This is a genomic window from Edaphosphingomonas fennica (assembly GCF_003034225.1).
GTDB classification, from domain to species: Bacteria; Pseudomonadota; Alphaproteobacteria; order Sphingomonadales; family Sphingomonadaceae; genus Sphingomonas_E; species Sphingomonas_E fennica.
On sequence record NZ_PHHF01000018.1, the window covers coordinates 1 to 13,261 of the forward strand.

Below are 13,261 nucleotides of genomic sequence, written 5' to 3' on the forward strand. Positions count from 1 at the left end.
CAGGCCGGACATATGAAAGCAACCGATCAAACCCGTCGCGACACAATGCCCTTGCCAAGGGGGCGTCCACATATGAATCAGGCGATAATGCGTCACGGCCCTTTTGCCGCGCCCGTCGCCCACGATCGCCATCTTCTTGCGGTTGGTGGCGGATCGGGCGATCGGCCCGTCCACCGTGCCCGACGTCGGATGGGGCAGGCCGGCGACGATCGCGCGGTAACGGCGATCGATGCTGTGCGCGGCGAACTGCCTGGCCAGCCCCTCATGGGCGAGATCGGTCTTGGCCGCCACCATCAGGCCCGACGTGTCCTTGTCGATCCGGTGGACGATTCCCGGCCGCGCCACGCCGCCAATGCCGGAAAGGCTGCCGCCGCAATGGTGGAGCAGGGCGTTGACGAGCGTGCCGTCCAGATTGCCGGCGGCGGGATGGACGACCAGCCCGGCCGGCTTGTCCACCACGATCAGATGCTCGTCCTCATAGGCGATATCGAGGGGAATATCCTGCGCCTCGTTCTCCAGTGCCACCGGCGGCGGCACGGAGACGTCGTAGGCGCTGCCCGGCGCCACCTTGGTCGCGGGATCGTTCGCCGGCGCGCCATCGGCGCGGCGGACACGCCCGTCGGCGATCAGGCCCTTCAGCCTTTCGCGGGAAAATTCGGGGAGCGCGGCCGCCAGGGCCTTGTCCAGCCGCCATCCCCCGGCTTCCGCCGGCACGATCGCGCGCAATGTCGACACCCCCGCATCCATCGCTTAGCGATGTGGCGATGAAGATCGCGATTGCAAGGCGCCTGCTCGCCCAAATTATCGATCATGCGGCGGCGGACCCGGAAAAGGAGGTGTGCGGCCTGCTGTTCGGCGATGGGACGGAGATAGCGGCCGCCCGCCCTGCGGCGAACGTCCATCCCGATCCGGCTTCCTTCTTCGAGGTCGATCCCGTGGCGCTGTTCGCCGCGCTCCGAGGGGAACGGGCAGGGGGCAAGCGGCTGATCGGCCATTATCATTCGCATCCGCGCGGCCCCGCATTTCCTTCGGTTGAGGATGCCGCCGCCGCCGATCCTTCGGCCGATCGCCTGTGGCTGATCGTCGCCGGGGGCGAGGCCGCCTGTTTCCGCGCGCATCGCGGCGGCGAAATCCACGATTGTTTTGATCGCGTTACGCTATCGGTCCATGACTGATCCGATGCCGGGGCGCGGCCAGACGTGGCTTGCCCGCTTGCGTTCGCTGGCGTCAGCCTCCAAAACGGCCTCCTCATTCGGGGACCATCCTTTTCATGACGAATGCTGTCGATTTTTCGAGCCTGCTCTGTTCCCGCCTGTGCCATGACTTGCTGAGCCCGGTCGGCGCGCTGAACAACGGCATCGAGCTGCTGGCCGACGAGACCGACCCCGAGATGCGCGCCCGCTGCATCGAGCTGCTGGCCGAAAGCGCCCGCGCGTCCGCCAACAAGCTGAAATTCTTCCGCCTCGCTTTCGGCGCCGCCGGCGGCTTCGCCGATCAGGTCGACACGCGCGAGGCGCGGGCCGCGATCGAGGGGCTGTTCGGCCAGGACGGCAAGATTTTGCTGGGCTGGATGGTGGCCGAACCGTCGCTGAACAAGACGGCGATCAAGATCCTGCTGAACCTTGCGCTGATCGCGGGCGACGCGCTGGTGCGCGGCGGCCGGCTGGACGTGGGCGCCGAAGGATCGGAAATCGTGATCCGCGCCGAAGGCCCGCGCCTGGTGCTGGATTCCGAGCTGCGCGATGCGCTGCTGGGCTGGACCAGCGAGGATGCGCTGAGCCCGCGCGCGGCGGCCGCCTGGCTTGTCCACCAGCTTGCCAAGGATGTCGGCGGATCGGTGCAGGTTTCCGAGCCGGAGGAAGGCGTGCTGATGTTCGGGGCGACGCTGCCCCGGCCCTGACCGGCGGGGTGCCGGCCCCGGCCGAAAACGGCCGCAGGGTAAACCCCTTTTTCACCAGTGGCATGGCAGATGGCTGCTTCCGGATTTCGGACGGAAGGGCTCGATGGACGATCTGCTGCAGGAATTCCTGGCCGAAACGCGCGAGATGCTGGCGGCGATATCGGGCGAGATCATCGCCTGGGAGACCGAGCCCGGCGATCGCGCGCGGCTCGATTCGATCTTCCGATTCGTCCACACGGTGAAGGGAAGCTGCGGCTTCCTCGATCTTCCCCGCCTCGAACGGCTGAGCCATGCCGCCGAGGAGGCGCTCGCCTCGGTGCGCGGCGGCGAGCGCCAGGCGGACGTGCCGCTGGTGAACGCCGTGCTGGCGATCATCGACCGCATCGGCGAGCTGACCGACGCGATCGAGGCGGGCGAGAGCCTGCCCGAAGAGGACGACCGCCGGCTGCTCGCGGCGCTGGCGCCCACATTCTCGGCAAGCGGCGCGGCCGAAGCCGCCAGGGCCAGCCAGGCCGCGCCCAGCGTCGCGCAGCCCGGCTCCGGCGCGCCGATCCGCACGGTTTCGCGCAGCATCCGCCTGCCGATCGACCTGCTGGACAGGATGATGGGCGGCGTTTCCGACATGGTGCTCGCCCGTAACGAGCTGGCCCGCAAGCTGCGCGATTCGATGGCGGACGGCGCGGTCGAGGCCGCGTTCGAGCGGCTTTCGCTTTGCGTGGCGGAAATGCGCGACGCGATCACCCGCACGCGCATGCAGCGCATCGACCATATCTTCTCGGCCCTGCCGCGCATGGTCCGCGATCTTTCGGCGGAGCTTGGCAAGGCGGTGGCGCTGGAGATCGACGGCGGCGATGTCGAACTGGATCGCGAGATGATCGAGATGATCCGCGATCCGCTTACCCACATCATCCGCAACGCGATCGACCATGGCATAGAGCCGCCCGAGGATCGGCGCATCGCCGGCAAGCCCGCCGCCGGCCGCCTTTCGGTTTCGGCGCGGCAGGCCGGCAATCAGATATTGATCGAGGTGATGGACGATGGCCGCGGCATCGACGGCGACCGCCTTGTCGCCAGGGCGATCGCGGCGGGCGTGCTGGCGCCGGAACGCGCCGAATCGCTGAACTGGGCGCAGAAGCTGGCGCTGGTGTTCGAACCCGGCCTTTCCACCGCCAACGCGGTCAGCGCGATTTCCGGGCGCGGCGTGGGCATGGATGTGGTGCGGTCCAATGTCGAGCGGATCGGCGGGCTGGTCGATATCGAAAGCCGCCCTTCGCAGGGCCTGCGGCTCACGCTTCGGGTGCCGCTCACCCTCACCATCATCCCTGCGCTCACCGTCAGCGCCGCCGGCCAGACCTTCGCCATCCCGCGTTCCGCGATCGAGGAAATCGTTCGCGCGTCCGGCGACGGCGTCCGGCTGGAGCCGATGGGCGGCGTGCATATCGCCGCCATTCGCGGACGGCGGATGCCGGTGGTGCCGCTGGGCGCGCTGACCCGTGGGCCGGGCCGTCCGGCCGCGTCGCCCACGCTGGTGGTGCTGCGGCCGGCCGGCGGCGCGCTTTTCGCGCTATCCGTCGATGCGGTGCACGATCATGAGGAACTGGTGGTGAAGCCGGCCGCGCCCGCGGTGATGGCGACCGGCATCTATGCGGGCACGACGCTGCCCGATAACGGCCGGCCGATGCTGCTGCTCGATCCCGCCGGCATCGCCGTCGTCTCCGGCGTCGCCAGCCAGCCGATCGCGCAGAGCGAGCCGGAGGCCGCGGCCGAGGAGGAGACGCCCCTGGTCCAGACCCTGCTGTTCCACGACAGCGACGGCGTGGAGCGCGCCATCCGCCTTTCGGTGGTGGAACGGATCGAGGAAGTGCCTGCCAGCGCGGCGCGCTTCAGCGCCGGCCGCCTGCGCATCGCCCATAACGACCAGCTTCTGCCGCTGCTCGGCCACGCCGATCCGGCGGAACGGACGCGGCTGCGCGTGCTGCGGATCAGCGATGGGGAGACCCAGCTCGCTTACATGATCGACGAGGTGATCGATATCGTTGCCCTGCCGCCGCTGGCCGACAGCGCGCTCCGGCCCGGCCCGGTGGCGGGCGTGGTGATGGTGGACGGCCGGCAGGTCGAACTGCTCGATCCGCACTGGCTGCTGGCCGATGCCGCCGGCGGGCTTCCGGCCCCGGCCGCGCGGCCGACCTGCCTGCTCGTGGCCGCCGAGGATCGCTGGACCACGGAAATCTTGCGCCCCCTCGTCGAGGCGGCCGGCTATCGCGTCGTCGTCGGGCGCGGTCCGGCCGATATGCGTCCCGACATCATCATCGACAGCGGCGGGGGCGGGGAGCCGACCGGCGGGGAGGCCAGCGGCGGCGTTCCGGTCGTGCGGCTGCGCGCGGCGCCGGCGCCGGCAAACGGCAATGACGACAGCATCTACCGCTACGACCGCGTCGGCCTGCTCGCCGCGCTGGATGGCGTCGCGGCGGTGAGGAGATAGGGCATGGAGGCGCTTCACCTGATCGTCGGCATTGCCGGCCAGCGCGTGGCGCTGGCGGCAAGGCATGTCGAATCGGTGGTCGAAATCGATTCGGTCACGCCGGTGCCGCTCGTCGTCCCGCACATCGCGGGGCTCGCGGCGCTGCGCAGCCGCGTGCTCACCATCGTCGATACGCTCGCCGCGCTCGACCTTGGCCGGATGGATCTGGATGACGTCATGCAGGCGGTGATCGTCACTATCGACGGCCATCTCTACGGCCTGCTCGTGGAGGAGGTGGAGGACGTGATCTCGCTCGCCGATGCGCCGTCGCCGGTATGCGCGGTGCTGGAGCCGGGCTGGTCGCGTGTCGCCTCCGGCATGGTCGAGATCGACGGCGATGCCCTGCTGCTGATCGATCCCGCCGCCCTGGTGGCGGGGCCGGGGGCGATGGCGGCCTGAAGGAAAGGCGTTAACCCGCCGCTTACCGAAGCGGGATAGGTCGGTTGGGCCATTTCTGGCGCGAGGACGGGAAAACTGATGAAGACATGTCTGGTGGTCGATGACTCGAAGGTCATCCGCAAGGTTGCGCGCCACATCCTCGAAACGCTGGAATTCAACGTCGCCGAAGCGGGCGACGGCCGCGAGGCGCTGGCTTACTGCCAGGAAACGCCCCCGGACGTGGTGCTGCTCGATTGGAACATGCCGGTGATGAGCGGGATGGAATTTCTCCGCGCGCTGGGCACGAGCGGCGTGGCCCGGCGGCCGAAGATCGTGTTCTGCACCACGGAAAACGGCGTCGGCCATATCCGCGCCGCGATCGAGGCGGGGGCCGACGAATATGTGATGAAGCCGTTCGATCGCGAGACGCTGGAAAGCAAGCTCCAGATCGTCGGCCTCGCCTGATCGGCGCCGGCCGTGCTCGCGCACCTGCCATCCAGCAACGGCACGCCAATATCGCCGGGGGACCGGCGGATAAGGCTGATGATCGTCGACGATTCGATCGTCGCGCGCACCGTCATCTCCCGCATCCTCGAAGGGCATGAGGCCTTCGACGTGGTGGCGACGGCGGGCCATGCCGGCGAGGCGCTGGCGCTGCTCGATCAGGTGCGGGTGGATATCATTCTGCTCGATGTCGAAATGCCGGGGATGGACGGGCTGACGGCGCTGCCCGATCTGCTCGCCCGCAGCCACGGCGCGCGCGTGCTGATCGTCTCCTCGGCGGCGGCGGACGGGGCGGCCGCCACCATCCGCGCCCTCACGCTCGGCGCGGCGGATACGCTGCTGAAGCCGGGGGCGGGCAATTTCGCGGGCCGCTTCGCCGCCACCCTGATCGAACGCCTCCTCCGCATCGGCCATGCCCGGCCCGATCCGTTCGGGGCCGTGCCGGCCATGGCTGAGCCGGCGGAGCCGCGGATCGCGGCGGAAACGGCGCCCGGCAACGCGCCCATCGCCTGCCTTGCCATCGGCGCCTCCACCGGCGGGCTCCACGCGCTTGCGGACTTCTTCCAGGAGCTTCCGGCCGATTTCTCCGCGCCGATCCTCATCACCCAGCATCTGCCGCCGGTATTCATGCCCTATTTCGCCTCCCAGCTGACGGAGATGGCGGGGCGCCGCGCGCAGGTGGCCAGGGACGGCATGAAGCTGCGGTCCGGCGAACTGCTGGTGGCGCCGGGCGACGGGCATCTCGGCCTCGTCCGCATCGGCTCCAACGTCCAGGTGTGGATCGATCGCAATCCCGCGCCCAGCGGCTGCCTGCCCTCGGTCGACCCGATGTTCGCCGCGATCGCCGCGATCTACGGATCGGCGGCCGTGGCGGTCGTGCTGACCGGGATGGGCCGCGACGGATTGATCGGCGCGCACAATGTCGCGTCTGCCGGCGGCGAGGTGCTGGCGCAGGATTCGCGCACCTCGGTCGTCTGGGGCATGCCGGGCGCCGTCGCGCGTGCCGGGCTGGCCGCCGCCGTGCTTCCGCCCGCCGCCATCGCGCGGCGGGTCGCCCAGCGCAGCGGCGCCGCGCGATGGAACTGAGCCCCGTCGCCCGGCGCGCCTTCGCCGGCCTGCTCAAGGCACGCACCGGCCAGGAACTTTCCGCCAGCCGCCACTGGCGGATCGAGACGGCGCTGAAGCCGCTGCTCAAGGACCGGGAATTCCCCTCGCTCGATTCGCTGGCGGCGGGCCTCGCCAATCCCGCCGATCGCAATCTGGCCGAAGCCGTGGTGGAAGCCCTGCTCAACCACGAAACCTTCTTCTTCCGCGATCAGGCGGCCTTCACCCAGTTGATGGCCGGCCCGATCGATGCGCTTGCGGCGGCACGCGCGGCGCGGCGGCGGCTCAGCATCTGGTGCGCGGGCTGCTCCAGCGGGCAGGAAGCCTATTCGCTGGCCATGGCCTTTGCCGAACAGGGCGATCGCTGGAACGGCTGGACGATCGACATATTCGGCACCGATATCTCCGCCGGCGTGATCGGCCGCGCATCGGAAGGCTCATTCACCCAGTTCGAAATCCAGCGCGGCCTGCCGATCCGGCAGATGATGCGCTGGTTCGCGCCCGAAGGGGAGAATTGGCGGGCGACGCCGGAACTACGCCGGATGGTGCGCTTCGACCGGCACAATCTGCTCGATGCGCCGCCGGTGGCGAATGTCGATCTCATCCTCTGCCGCAACGTGCTGCTCTATTTCGGGGCGGAGGAGCGGGTGCGCGTGTTCGACGGCCTCGCCGCCGCGATCGCATCCGATGGCTTCCTGATGCTGGGGGCGGGGGAGACGGTGCTGGGCAGCACCATCCGTTTCGATCCGGATTTCGTCCATCGCGGGCTTTATCGCCCGGTGGCGTGATCCATGGCCCGATCGGCGCATGGCAAGGATTCCAAGCGCGGCGAAACCGGCCTAGTGGCAGAGCCATGACGATCGAGAAGACGGCCCGGCTTTCTCCGCGCGACCTGCTGGTGGCGCTGCTCATCAACGTCACCTGGGGACTCAACATCATCGCCGTGAAGATGGCGGTGACGGCCACGGCGCCCTTTACGGCCGGCGCGCTCCGCCAGCTCATCGTGCTGCTGCTCTGCCTTCCCTTCTTCCGCTGGGTGCCGGGGCGGATGGTGCCGCTCGCCTGGCTCGCGGCGCTCAACGGCGCGATCTACCTGATCTTCGTCAATGTCGCGCTGGAGGCAGCCGACAATGTCAGCGCGCTGGCCATCGCCGGCCAGCTCGGCGTGCCTTTCTCCCTGCTGCTGGGTATCGCCTTTCTCGGCGAAAGGATCGCGCTACCCCGCATGTTCGGCATCCTCTTGGCTTTCGGGGGCGTGGTGGTGCTGGTGTTCGATCCGGGCGTGTTCCGCGAGCTGCCCGGCCTCGTGCTGATGGCGACGGGCACCTTCACCTGGTCGGTCGGCGCGCTGCTCCAGCGCAAGCTTGCGGACGTGCCGGCGCTCACCATCTATGCGTGGATCGGGCTGGGCGGCGTGGTGGGCCTGTTGCCGATCGCGCTCTGGGCGGAGCCGGGGGCGATGGCGGCGCTGCCCGACCTGCCGTTGCGCAGCCTCGGCTGGCTGGTCTTTTCCGCCGTCGGCTCCACCCTGATCGGGCAGGGCGGCATGGCCTGGCTGCTCCAGCGCCACCCGATCTCCACCGTGCTGCCGCTTACGCTCGCCGCGCCGGTGATCGCGGTCTGCGCTTCTTCCTATTTCTTCGGCACGGTGCTGACGGCGCCGATGATCGCGGGGGGATTGCTCACCCTCACCGGGGTCGTCATCATTACGCTGCGCAGCGCGCGTGCCGGCCCGGCCCCACGGCCGGCGGATATCAGCAAGGCCCCCTGATGGACGAGATTATCGATTGCCCGTCGCCCAACCATGACGCGCGGGCGCTGCCCGTATCGATCCTGGTGCTGCACTATACCGGCATGGTCGACGCGGCATCGGCGATCGACTGGCTGACGCGCCCCGAATCCAAGGTGTCCTCGCATTATGTGGTCACGGAGGACGGGCAGGTGCTGCGGCTGGTGGATGAAGGCCGCCGCGCCTGGCATGCCGGCCGATCGCACTGGCGGGGCATCACCGACGTGAACTCGGCCAGCATCGGGATCGAGATCGTCAACCCCGGCCATGAATATGGCTACCGACCTTTCCCGGCGGAACAGATGGCGGCGCTGCTGCCGCTGGTCGCCGATATCGTCGGCCGGCATGGCATCCAGCGGCCCAATGTCGTCGGCCATTCGGATATCGCGCCCACCCGCAAGCTCGATCCCGGCGAGCTGTTCGACTGGGAACTGCTCGCCCGCCACCGCCTCGCGCTGCCCCGCCCGCGCGAAGGGCTGGCCGATCCGCACTGGACGCCGGGCGGCTTCCTGCTCGCGCTGGAACGGTTCGGCTATGACGTCAGCGACGGGCCGGCGGCGGTGCGGGCCTTCCAGCGGCGCTTCCGCCCCGAGCTGATCGACGGCATCGCCGATGGCGAGACCCGGGCGATCCTGCTCTCGCTGCTGCTGGATCGCGAGCGCGGCCGCGAATAGGCGTTACTTCGCGGCCTTTTCCACCGTCTTGCCGACGGACTGCACGTCGCGGCCCATGCCTTCCACGGTGTTGCAGGCGGCGAGGCCCAGGCAGGCCAGCAGGATCAGCGCGCGCGTCGTCGTCTTCGACAAGGAAGGTCTCCATATTCGGTCGTGCGGCTTCTTATACCGGCGGCGGCCGGCCGGACAATCTTGCTCTTGGGCCGGTTCCTGCTATCGGTCGCGGCGCCAGAGGGCCGGGCGGCCGCCGGTCTCCGTTCGCGGAGGCGGGAGGAAAGTCCGGGCTCCAAGAAGCAGCGGTGCCGGGTAACGCCCGGCGGCCCCGGCGAAGGTCGGGGTCAGGGAAAGTGCCACAGAAAGCATACCGCCCGGCTGGCCCATCCGTGGGCTCCGGGTAAGGGCGAAAGGGTGCGGTAAGAGCGCACCGCGAGCCGGGCAACCGGAACGGCATGGCAAACCCCACCGGGAGCAAGACCGAATAGGGACGGCATATGGGCTCGCTTCGCCCCGTCGTCCGGGTTGGTTGCTTGAGGCCGCGGGCAACCGCGGTCCTAGAGGAATGGTCGCCCATCCGGCTTCGGCCGGTGGACAGAACCCGGCTTACAGGCTCTCTGGCGATTTCCTGCACTTCGGCCATGGATCGTTCACGCGGCCCGCACTAAATGGAGCGGATGGCGCGTTCCTCCCGATCCTATGACTGGGGCTTTCCCCGCTGGCGTGGCTATGGCAGCGAACGCGGCGCCTCGACCGTGCGCATGTGCGATCGCGAGGGCTGCGACCAGCCCGGCGACAGGCCCGCGCCCAAATCCCCCAACAGCCCGGAGCGCTGGTATTTCTGCGAGCAGCACGCCGCCGAATACAACCGTAACTGGAACTATTTCGAAGGGCTGAACGCGGAGGAGGCGGCCGAGCGCGAGGCGCGCGAGCGGCGCGAGGCATCGGGCTATGCCGATTCGAAGCATTATGGCTGGGGCGGCCCTGGCGACGGCACCCGATCGCGCGACGAGATGCGCGCGCTTGCCGTGCTGGAGCTGGAATCGGATGCCGATTTCGATGAGATCAAGGCCGCCTGGCGCCGGCTGGCCAAGGCCAATCATCCCGATGTGAAGCCCAACGACGCCGCCGCCGCCGCCCGCTTCCAATCGATCCAGGCCGCGTTCGAGGTGCTGCGCAAGGCAGAGGAACGGCGGACGGCGGCATGAGGCCAGGCCTGTGAAAACGCACGTCCGCTCGGATTGGCGGGGCGCGATCCTCGTCTGCCGGAAATGCGGCAAGAAGGCTGGCGGCGGTTTCGGCCCCAAGGGCAAGACCAGCCTCGCCAAGGCGCTGCGCAAGGAAATGCACGGCGGCAAGGGCCGCAAGGCCCGGCTGGGCGTGGTCGAGGTCGGCTGCCTGGGCGTCTGCCCGAAACATGCCGTGACGGTGGTGGATGCCAGCCGCCCCGGCGAATGGCTGATCGTTCCCGCCGGCACGCCGGTTGAGGAGGTGGCCGCCCGGCTGGACGCCGCCACTCCCACTGCCGCCCGGCCGGGATCGGCGGCCGCGGATGGCGCGCGTCAGCCCCCGGCCTGAAGCGACAGGCGGGCGGTCGCCCGAAGTTCGGCCCGCGCCTGCCGGATGATCTGCCATCCTCCGCTGATGCCGAGCCCGGCGAGGACGGCGGCGACGATCAGGTCCGGCCACGCCGTGCCCGTCCCGAACACGCCGAAGGCAGCGGCCACGACGGCGATATTGCCAATCGCATCGTTGCGCGAACATATCCAGACGGAGCGGCGGTTGGCGTCGCCGTCGCGGTGCCGCCACAGCAGGACGGCGCAGACGAGGTTGGCGACGAGGGCGAGGATGCCGATGATGCCCATCGCCTCGGCCCCGGGCAGGGTGCCCGCCAGCGCCATCCACGCCGTGCTGCCCAGCACCCAGAGGCCGAGCAGGAGCAGCGAGGCGCCCTTGAGCAGCGCCGCCCGCGCTCGCCACCCGATCGCCATGCCGGCAACGCCCAGGCTGATCGCGTAATTGGCGCTGTCGCCCAGGAAATCGAGCGCGTCGGCCTTGAGCGAGGCCGAGTGCGCGACGAGGCCGACGCCGATCTCCACCAGGAACATGCCGGCATTGATCGCGAGCGCGATCCAGAGCACCCGCCGCCAGGATTGATCCTGCTTCGGCGACGGCGCCTCGCATCCGCCGCAACATCCGCCCGCCATATGCCACCTCGCTTCCATCGATGTGACGGCCTACATGCACCCTGTAGCAGCTACAGGGTCAAGAGGGTGGATCATGCTGACGATCGGCGAGCTGGGCAGGGCGACCGAGACCGGGGTCGAGACCATCCGCTATTATGAGCGGATCGGATTGCTGCCCCGGCCATCGCGGACCGGCGGCAATTATCGCGCTTATGGAGAGGCTGATCTGGGCCGCCTTTCGTTCATCCGCCGGGCGCGTGCCCTGGGCTTCCCGCTCGATCGGGTGCGCGCCCTGCTGTCGCTGTCGGACGATCGCGGCCGCGACTGCGCGACCATCGACCTGCTGGCGCGGGAACATCTGGCCGAGGTGGAGCGCAAGATCGCGGATCTGGCGGCGCTTCGGCGCGAGCTGGCGGCGATGATCGATTCCTGCGGTGGCGGCACGGTGGCGCAGTGCCGGATCGTCGAGGCGCTGGGGCCGGCCCGGCGCGATTGAGCGCAGGGCGCCCGGCGCCGCCGCCCACGAGCCTCAGTCCACCCAGTCCAGCCCGATTTCCTTGTAAAGGCCGCGATCCTCCTCCCAATCGGGCTTCACCTTGACGTGGAGGAAGAGGTGGACCTTGCGGCCCAGCAGCTCGGCCAGCTCCGCGCGGGCGCGGCTGCCGATTTCCTTGAGGCGGGCGCCGCGCTTGCCCAGCACGATCGCGCGCTGGGTATCGCGGGCGACGAGGATCTGCTGGTGGATCGCGACCGACCCGTCCTTGCGCTCCTCATATTTCTCGGTCTCGACCGCGCTGTCATAGGGCAGCTCGGCATGGAGCTGGAGGTAGAGCTGCTCGCGCGTCACCTCGGCCGCCAGCATGCGATCGGTGGCGTCGGAAACCTGATCCTCCGGGAAATGCCACGGCCCTTCGGGCATGCGCGCGGCGAGCGTGGCCTTGAGATCGGCGATGCCGTCCCCCGTCGCCGCGCTGACCATGAAGATCGCCTCGGGATCGAGCGCCTGCTGGAGCTGGACGGCCAGTTCCAGCAGCTTCTCCTTGGGCGTCACGTCCACCTTGTTGAGGATGACGATCCGGGGTTCGCGCCGGTCCTTCAGCGTTTCGACCAGCGTTTCGATCTTCGCCTTCATGCCGGCCTTGGCATCGATGACGAGCGCGATCAGATCGGCATCGGTGGCGCCGCCCCAGGCGGCCGCGACCATCGCTCGATCGAGCCGGCGGCGGGGATCGAAGATGCCGGGGGTGTCGACGAGGAGGATCTGGCTCGATCCCTCGATCGCAATACCCATCAGCCGCACCCGCGTCGTCTGCGCCTTGGGGCTGACGATCGCGACCTTCTGGCCGACCAGCGCGTTCACCAGCGTGGACTTGCCCGCATTGGGCGCGCCGACGACGGCGACGAGGCCGCAACGTTCGGCGCCGGGCTGTTCGGGGGCGCCGGCTTCGGCGTGCGGGGCGGTCATGACAATTTCTCCAGAAGGGCCTTGGCGGCGGCGGTTTCGGCTTCCTGCTTGGACGCCCCTTCGGCGCTGGCCTGCGCATCGGCGCGGCCGGGAAGTTCGACCGTCACGGTGAAGCGGGGGGCGTGGTGCGGGCCGGAACGCCCGGCCAGCGTGTAGACGGGCGGACGGCAGCGATGGGCGGCCGCCCATTCCTGCAGCGCGGACTTGGGGTGGCGCGGCGCGGCGCGCTGGCCATCGACGAAGGGCGCCCAGGCGCGGCGGACGAAGGCGGTGGCGGCATCGTGCCCGGCTTCCAGATAGAGCGCGCCGATCAGCGCCTCCACCGCATCGCCCACCACATTGTCGCTGCCGGTGGCGCCATCGTCGCGCGCCTGCTTGCCGAGGCGCAGCCAACTGGGCACGTCGAGCGCGCGGCCGACCTCGGCGCAGGTTTCGCGGCTGACGAGCGCGTTGATCCGGCGGGATAGGGCGCCTTCGGGTTCGTCGGGGAAACGTTCGTAGAGCCATGCGGCGGCGATCAGGCCGAGGACGCGATCGCCGAGGAATTCCAGACGCTCATAGCTGGCGCCGCTGTGGCTGCCATGGGTCAGCGCGCGCTGGAACAGGGCGACGTCGCGCGGGGCATGGCCCAGCGTGCGGGTGATCCATTCGGGGAAGGCATCGGCGTTCATCCCGGCCCACTAGCCGATCCCGACGCGCGCGTCATGTGCGGGATCGACAGGCGGCCGGCGCGGCGGCATGGAAGG

At 69.4% G+C, this 13,261-nt stretch carries 17 protein-coding genes and 1 other RNA gene; 13 read left to right on the forward strand and 5 right to left on the reverse strand.

The window, feature by feature from the left end:
• Positions 1 to 747, reverse strand: a 747-nt coding sequence (locus CV103_RS03350) for an RluA family pseudouridine synthase (RefSeq protein ID WP_245896635.1), incomplete at its 3' end; no start/stop codon positions are given.
• Between the two features lie 17 nt (positions 748 to 764).
• On the opposite strand from CV103_RS03350, the gene CV103_RS03355 reads away from it, so the two are divergent.
• The 9 genes from CV103_RS03355 to CV103_RS03395 all read left to right on the forward strand — a co-directional run bounded on the left by CV103_RS03355 (position 765) and on the right by CV103_RS03395 (position 8,870).
• Positions 765 to 1,175, forward strand: a complete 411-nt coding sequence (locus tag CV103_RS03355) for a M67 family metallopeptidase (RefSeq protein ID WP_107393980.1) — start codon at positions 765 to 767, stop codon at positions 1,173 to 1,175.
• 95 nt (positions 1,176 to 1,270) lie between these two features.
• Complete coding sequence (locus tag CV103_RS03360; RefSeq protein ID WP_015457469.1) at positions 1,271 to 1,900, forward strand: histidine phosphotransferase family protein; 630 nt, start codon at positions 1,271 to 1,273, stop codon at positions 1,898 to 1,900.
• Between the two features lie 103 nt (positions 1,901 to 2,003).
• A complete protein-coding gene (locus tag CV103_RS03365) occupies positions 2,004 to 4,382 on the forward strand; it encodes a chemotaxis protein CheA (protein ID WP_107393981.1) in 2,379 nt (792 codons plus the stop codon).
• Positions 4,383 to 4,385: 3 nt separating this feature from the next.
• Positions 4,386 to 4,820 (forward strand): chemotaxis protein CheW, encoded by a 435-nt coding sequence (locus CV103_RS03370; protein ID WP_015457467.1) that lies wholly within the window; start codon positions 4,386 to 4,388, stop codon positions 4,818 to 4,820.
• A 78-nt stretch (positions 4,821 to 4,898) separates the two neighbouring features.
• The gene (locus tag CV103_RS03375; protein WP_015457466.1) at positions 4,899 to 5,264 is read left to right on the forward strand and encodes a response regulator; all 366 of its coding nucleotides are present in this window, start codon (positions 4,899 to 4,901) and stop codon (positions 5,262 to 5,264) included.
• 78 nt (positions 5,265 to 5,342) lie between these two features.
• Complete coding sequence (gene cheB / locus CV103_RS03380; protein WP_107393982.1) at positions 5,343 to 6,389, forward strand: chemotaxis-specific protein-glutamate methyltransferase CheB; 1,047 nt, start codon at positions 5,343 to 5,345, stop codon at positions 6,387 to 6,389.
• Positions 6,380 to 7,195 (forward strand): CheR family methyltransferase, encoded by an 816-nt coding sequence (locus CV103_RS03385; RefSeq protein ID WP_070934290.1) that lies wholly within the window; start codon positions 6,380 to 6,382, stop codon positions 7,193 to 7,195. The genes cheB and CV103_RS03385 overlap by 10 nt, the downstream gene beginning before the upstream one ends.
• A gap of 65 nt (positions 7,196 to 7,260) precedes the next feature.
• The gene (locus CV103_RS03390) at positions 7,261 to 8,178 is read left to right on the forward strand and encodes a DMT family transporter (protein ID WP_015457463.1); all 918 of its coding nucleotides are present in this window, start codon (positions 7,261 to 7,263) and stop codon (positions 8,176 to 8,178) included.
• Positions 8,178 to 8,870, forward strand: a complete 693-nt coding sequence (locus CV103_RS03395) for an N-acetylmuramoyl-L-alanine amidase (protein WP_107393983.1) — start codon at positions 8,178 to 8,180, stop codon at positions 8,868 to 8,870. The genes CV103_RS03390 and CV103_RS03395 overlap by 1 nt, the downstream gene beginning before the upstream one ends.
• Positions 8,871 to 8,873: 3 nt before the next feature.
• On the opposite strand, the gene CV103_RS03400 is transcribed toward CV103_RS03395, so the two are convergent.
• Positions 8,874 to 9,002 carry an entericidin A/B family lipoprotein gene (locus CV103_RS03400; RefSeq protein ID WP_015457461.1) on the reverse strand — a complete coding sequence of 43 codons (129 nt, stop codon included), beginning with the start codon at positions 9,000 to 9,002 and terminating at the stop codon, positions 8,874 to 8,876.
• A 96-nt stretch (positions 9,003 to 9,098) separates the two neighbouring features.
• Between CV103_RS03400 and rnpB the strand changes: the two genes are divergently transcribed.
• The 3 genes from rnpB to CV103_RS03415 all read left to right on the forward strand — a co-directional run bounded on the left by rnpB (position 9,099) and on the right by CV103_RS03415 (position 10,442).
• An RNA gene (gene rnpB, locus CV103_RS03405) (RNase P RNA component class A) lies at positions 9,099 to 9,489 on the forward strand.
• 52 nt (positions 9,490 to 9,541) lie between these two features.
• Complete coding sequence (locus CV103_RS03410) at positions 9,542 to 10,072, forward strand: J domain-containing protein (RefSeq protein ID WP_015457460.1); 531 nt, start codon at positions 9,542 to 9,544, stop codon at positions 10,070 to 10,072.
• Between the two features lie 10 nt (positions 10,073 to 10,082).
• Positions 10,083 to 10,442 (forward strand): hypothetical protein, encoded by a 360-nt coding sequence (locus tag CV103_RS03415; RefSeq protein ID WP_107393984.1) that lies wholly within the window; start codon positions 10,083 to 10,085, stop codon positions 10,440 to 10,442.
• Here the strand turns inward: CV103_RS03415 and CV103_RS03420 are convergent.
• Positions 10,427 to 11,071, reverse strand: a complete 645-nt coding sequence (locus tag CV103_RS03420) for a cation efflux transmembrane domain-containing protein (protein WP_015457458.1) — start codon at positions 11,069 to 11,071, stop codon at positions 10,427 to 10,429. The two genes, CV103_RS03415 and CV103_RS03420, sit on opposite strands and share 16 nt — an antisense overlap.
• A gap of 73 nt (positions 11,072 to 11,144) precedes the next feature.
• Here CV103_RS03420 and CV103_RS03425 point away from each other — a divergent pair, with 73 nt between their 5' ends.
• On the forward strand, positions 11,145 to 11,546 hold the full coding sequence (locus CV103_RS03425; RefSeq protein ID WP_015457457.1) for a MerR family transcriptional regulator: 402 nt from the start codon (positions 11,145 to 11,147) through the stop codon (positions 11,544 to 11,546).
• 33 nt (positions 11,547 to 11,579) lie between these two features.
• Here CV103_RS03425 and era read toward each other — a convergent pair whose 3' ends face one another.
• The gene (gene era / locus CV103_RS03430) at positions 11,580 to 12,515 is read right to left on the reverse strand and encodes a GTPase Era (protein WP_015457456.1); all 936 of its coding nucleotides are present in this window, start codon (positions 12,513 to 12,515) and stop codon (positions 11,580 to 11,582) included.
• Positions 12,512 to 13,186, reverse strand: coding sequence for a ribonuclease III (rnc, locus tag CV103_RS03435; RefSeq protein ID WP_015457455.1), 675 nt, complete (start codon positions 13,184 to 13,186; stop codon positions 12,512 to 12,514). The genes era and rnc overlap by 4 nt, the downstream gene beginning before the upstream one ends.
• Between the last annotated feature and the right edge of the window lie 75 nt (positions 13,187 to 13,261).

Excerpts from the sequence above, each read along its gene's own strand:
- CV103_RS03355 (WP_107393980.1), top strand. The coding sequence starts at position 765 with ATGAAGATCGCGATTGCAAGGCGCCTGCTCGCCCAAATTATCGATCAT.
- CV103_RS03360 (WP_015457469.1), top strand. The coding sequence starts at position 1,271 with ATGACGAATGCTGTCGATTTTTCGAGCCTGCTCTGTTCCCGCCTGTGC.
- CV103_RS03365 (WP_107393981.1), top strand. The coding sequence starts at position 2,004 with ATGGACGATCTGCTGCAGGAATTCCTGGCCGAAACGCGCGAGATGCTG.
- CV103_RS03370 (WP_015457467.1), top strand. The coding sequence starts at position 4,386 with ATGGAGGCGCTTCACCTGATCGTCGGCATTGCCGGCCAGCGCGTGGCG.
- CV103_RS03375 (WP_015457466.1), top strand. The coding sequence starts at position 4,899 with ATGAAGACATGTCTGGTGGTCGATGACTCGAAGGTCATCCGCAAGGTT.
- cheB (WP_107393982.1), top strand. The coding sequence starts at position 5,343 with ATGATCGTCGACGATTCGATCGTCGCGCGCACCGTCATCTCCCGCATC.
- CV103_RS03385 (WP_070934290.1), top strand. The coding sequence starts at position 6,380 with ATGGAACTGAGCCCCGTCGCCCGGCGCGCCTTCGCCGGCCTGCTCAAG.
- CV103_RS03390 (WP_015457463.1), top strand. The coding sequence starts at position 7,261 with ATGACGATCGAGAAGACGGCCCGGCTTTCTCCGCGCGACCTGCTGGTG.
- CV103_RS03395 (WP_107393983.1), top strand. The coding sequence starts at position 8,178 with ATGGACGAGATTATCGATTGCCCGTCGCCCAACCATGACGCGCGGGCG.
- CV103_RS03410 (WP_015457460.1), top strand. The coding sequence starts at position 9,542 with ATGGCGCGTTCCTCCCGATCCTATGACTGGGGCTTTCCCCGCTGGCGT.
- CV103_RS03420 (WP_015457458.1), bottom strand. The coding sequence starts at position 11,071 with ATGGCGGGCGGATGTTGCGGCGGATGCGAGGCGCCGTCGCCGAAGCAG.
- CV103_RS03425 (WP_015457457.1), top strand. The coding sequence starts at position 11,145 with ATGCTGACGATCGGCGAGCTGGGCAGGGCGACCGAGACCGGGGTCGAG.
- era (WP_015457456.1), bottom strand. The coding sequence starts at position 12,515 with ATGACCGCCCCGCACGCCGAAGCCGGCGCCCCCGAACAGCCCGGCGCC.
- rnc (WP_015457455.1), bottom strand. The coding sequence starts at position 13,186 with ATGAACGCCGATGCCTTCCCCGAATGGATCACCCGCACGCTGGGCCAT.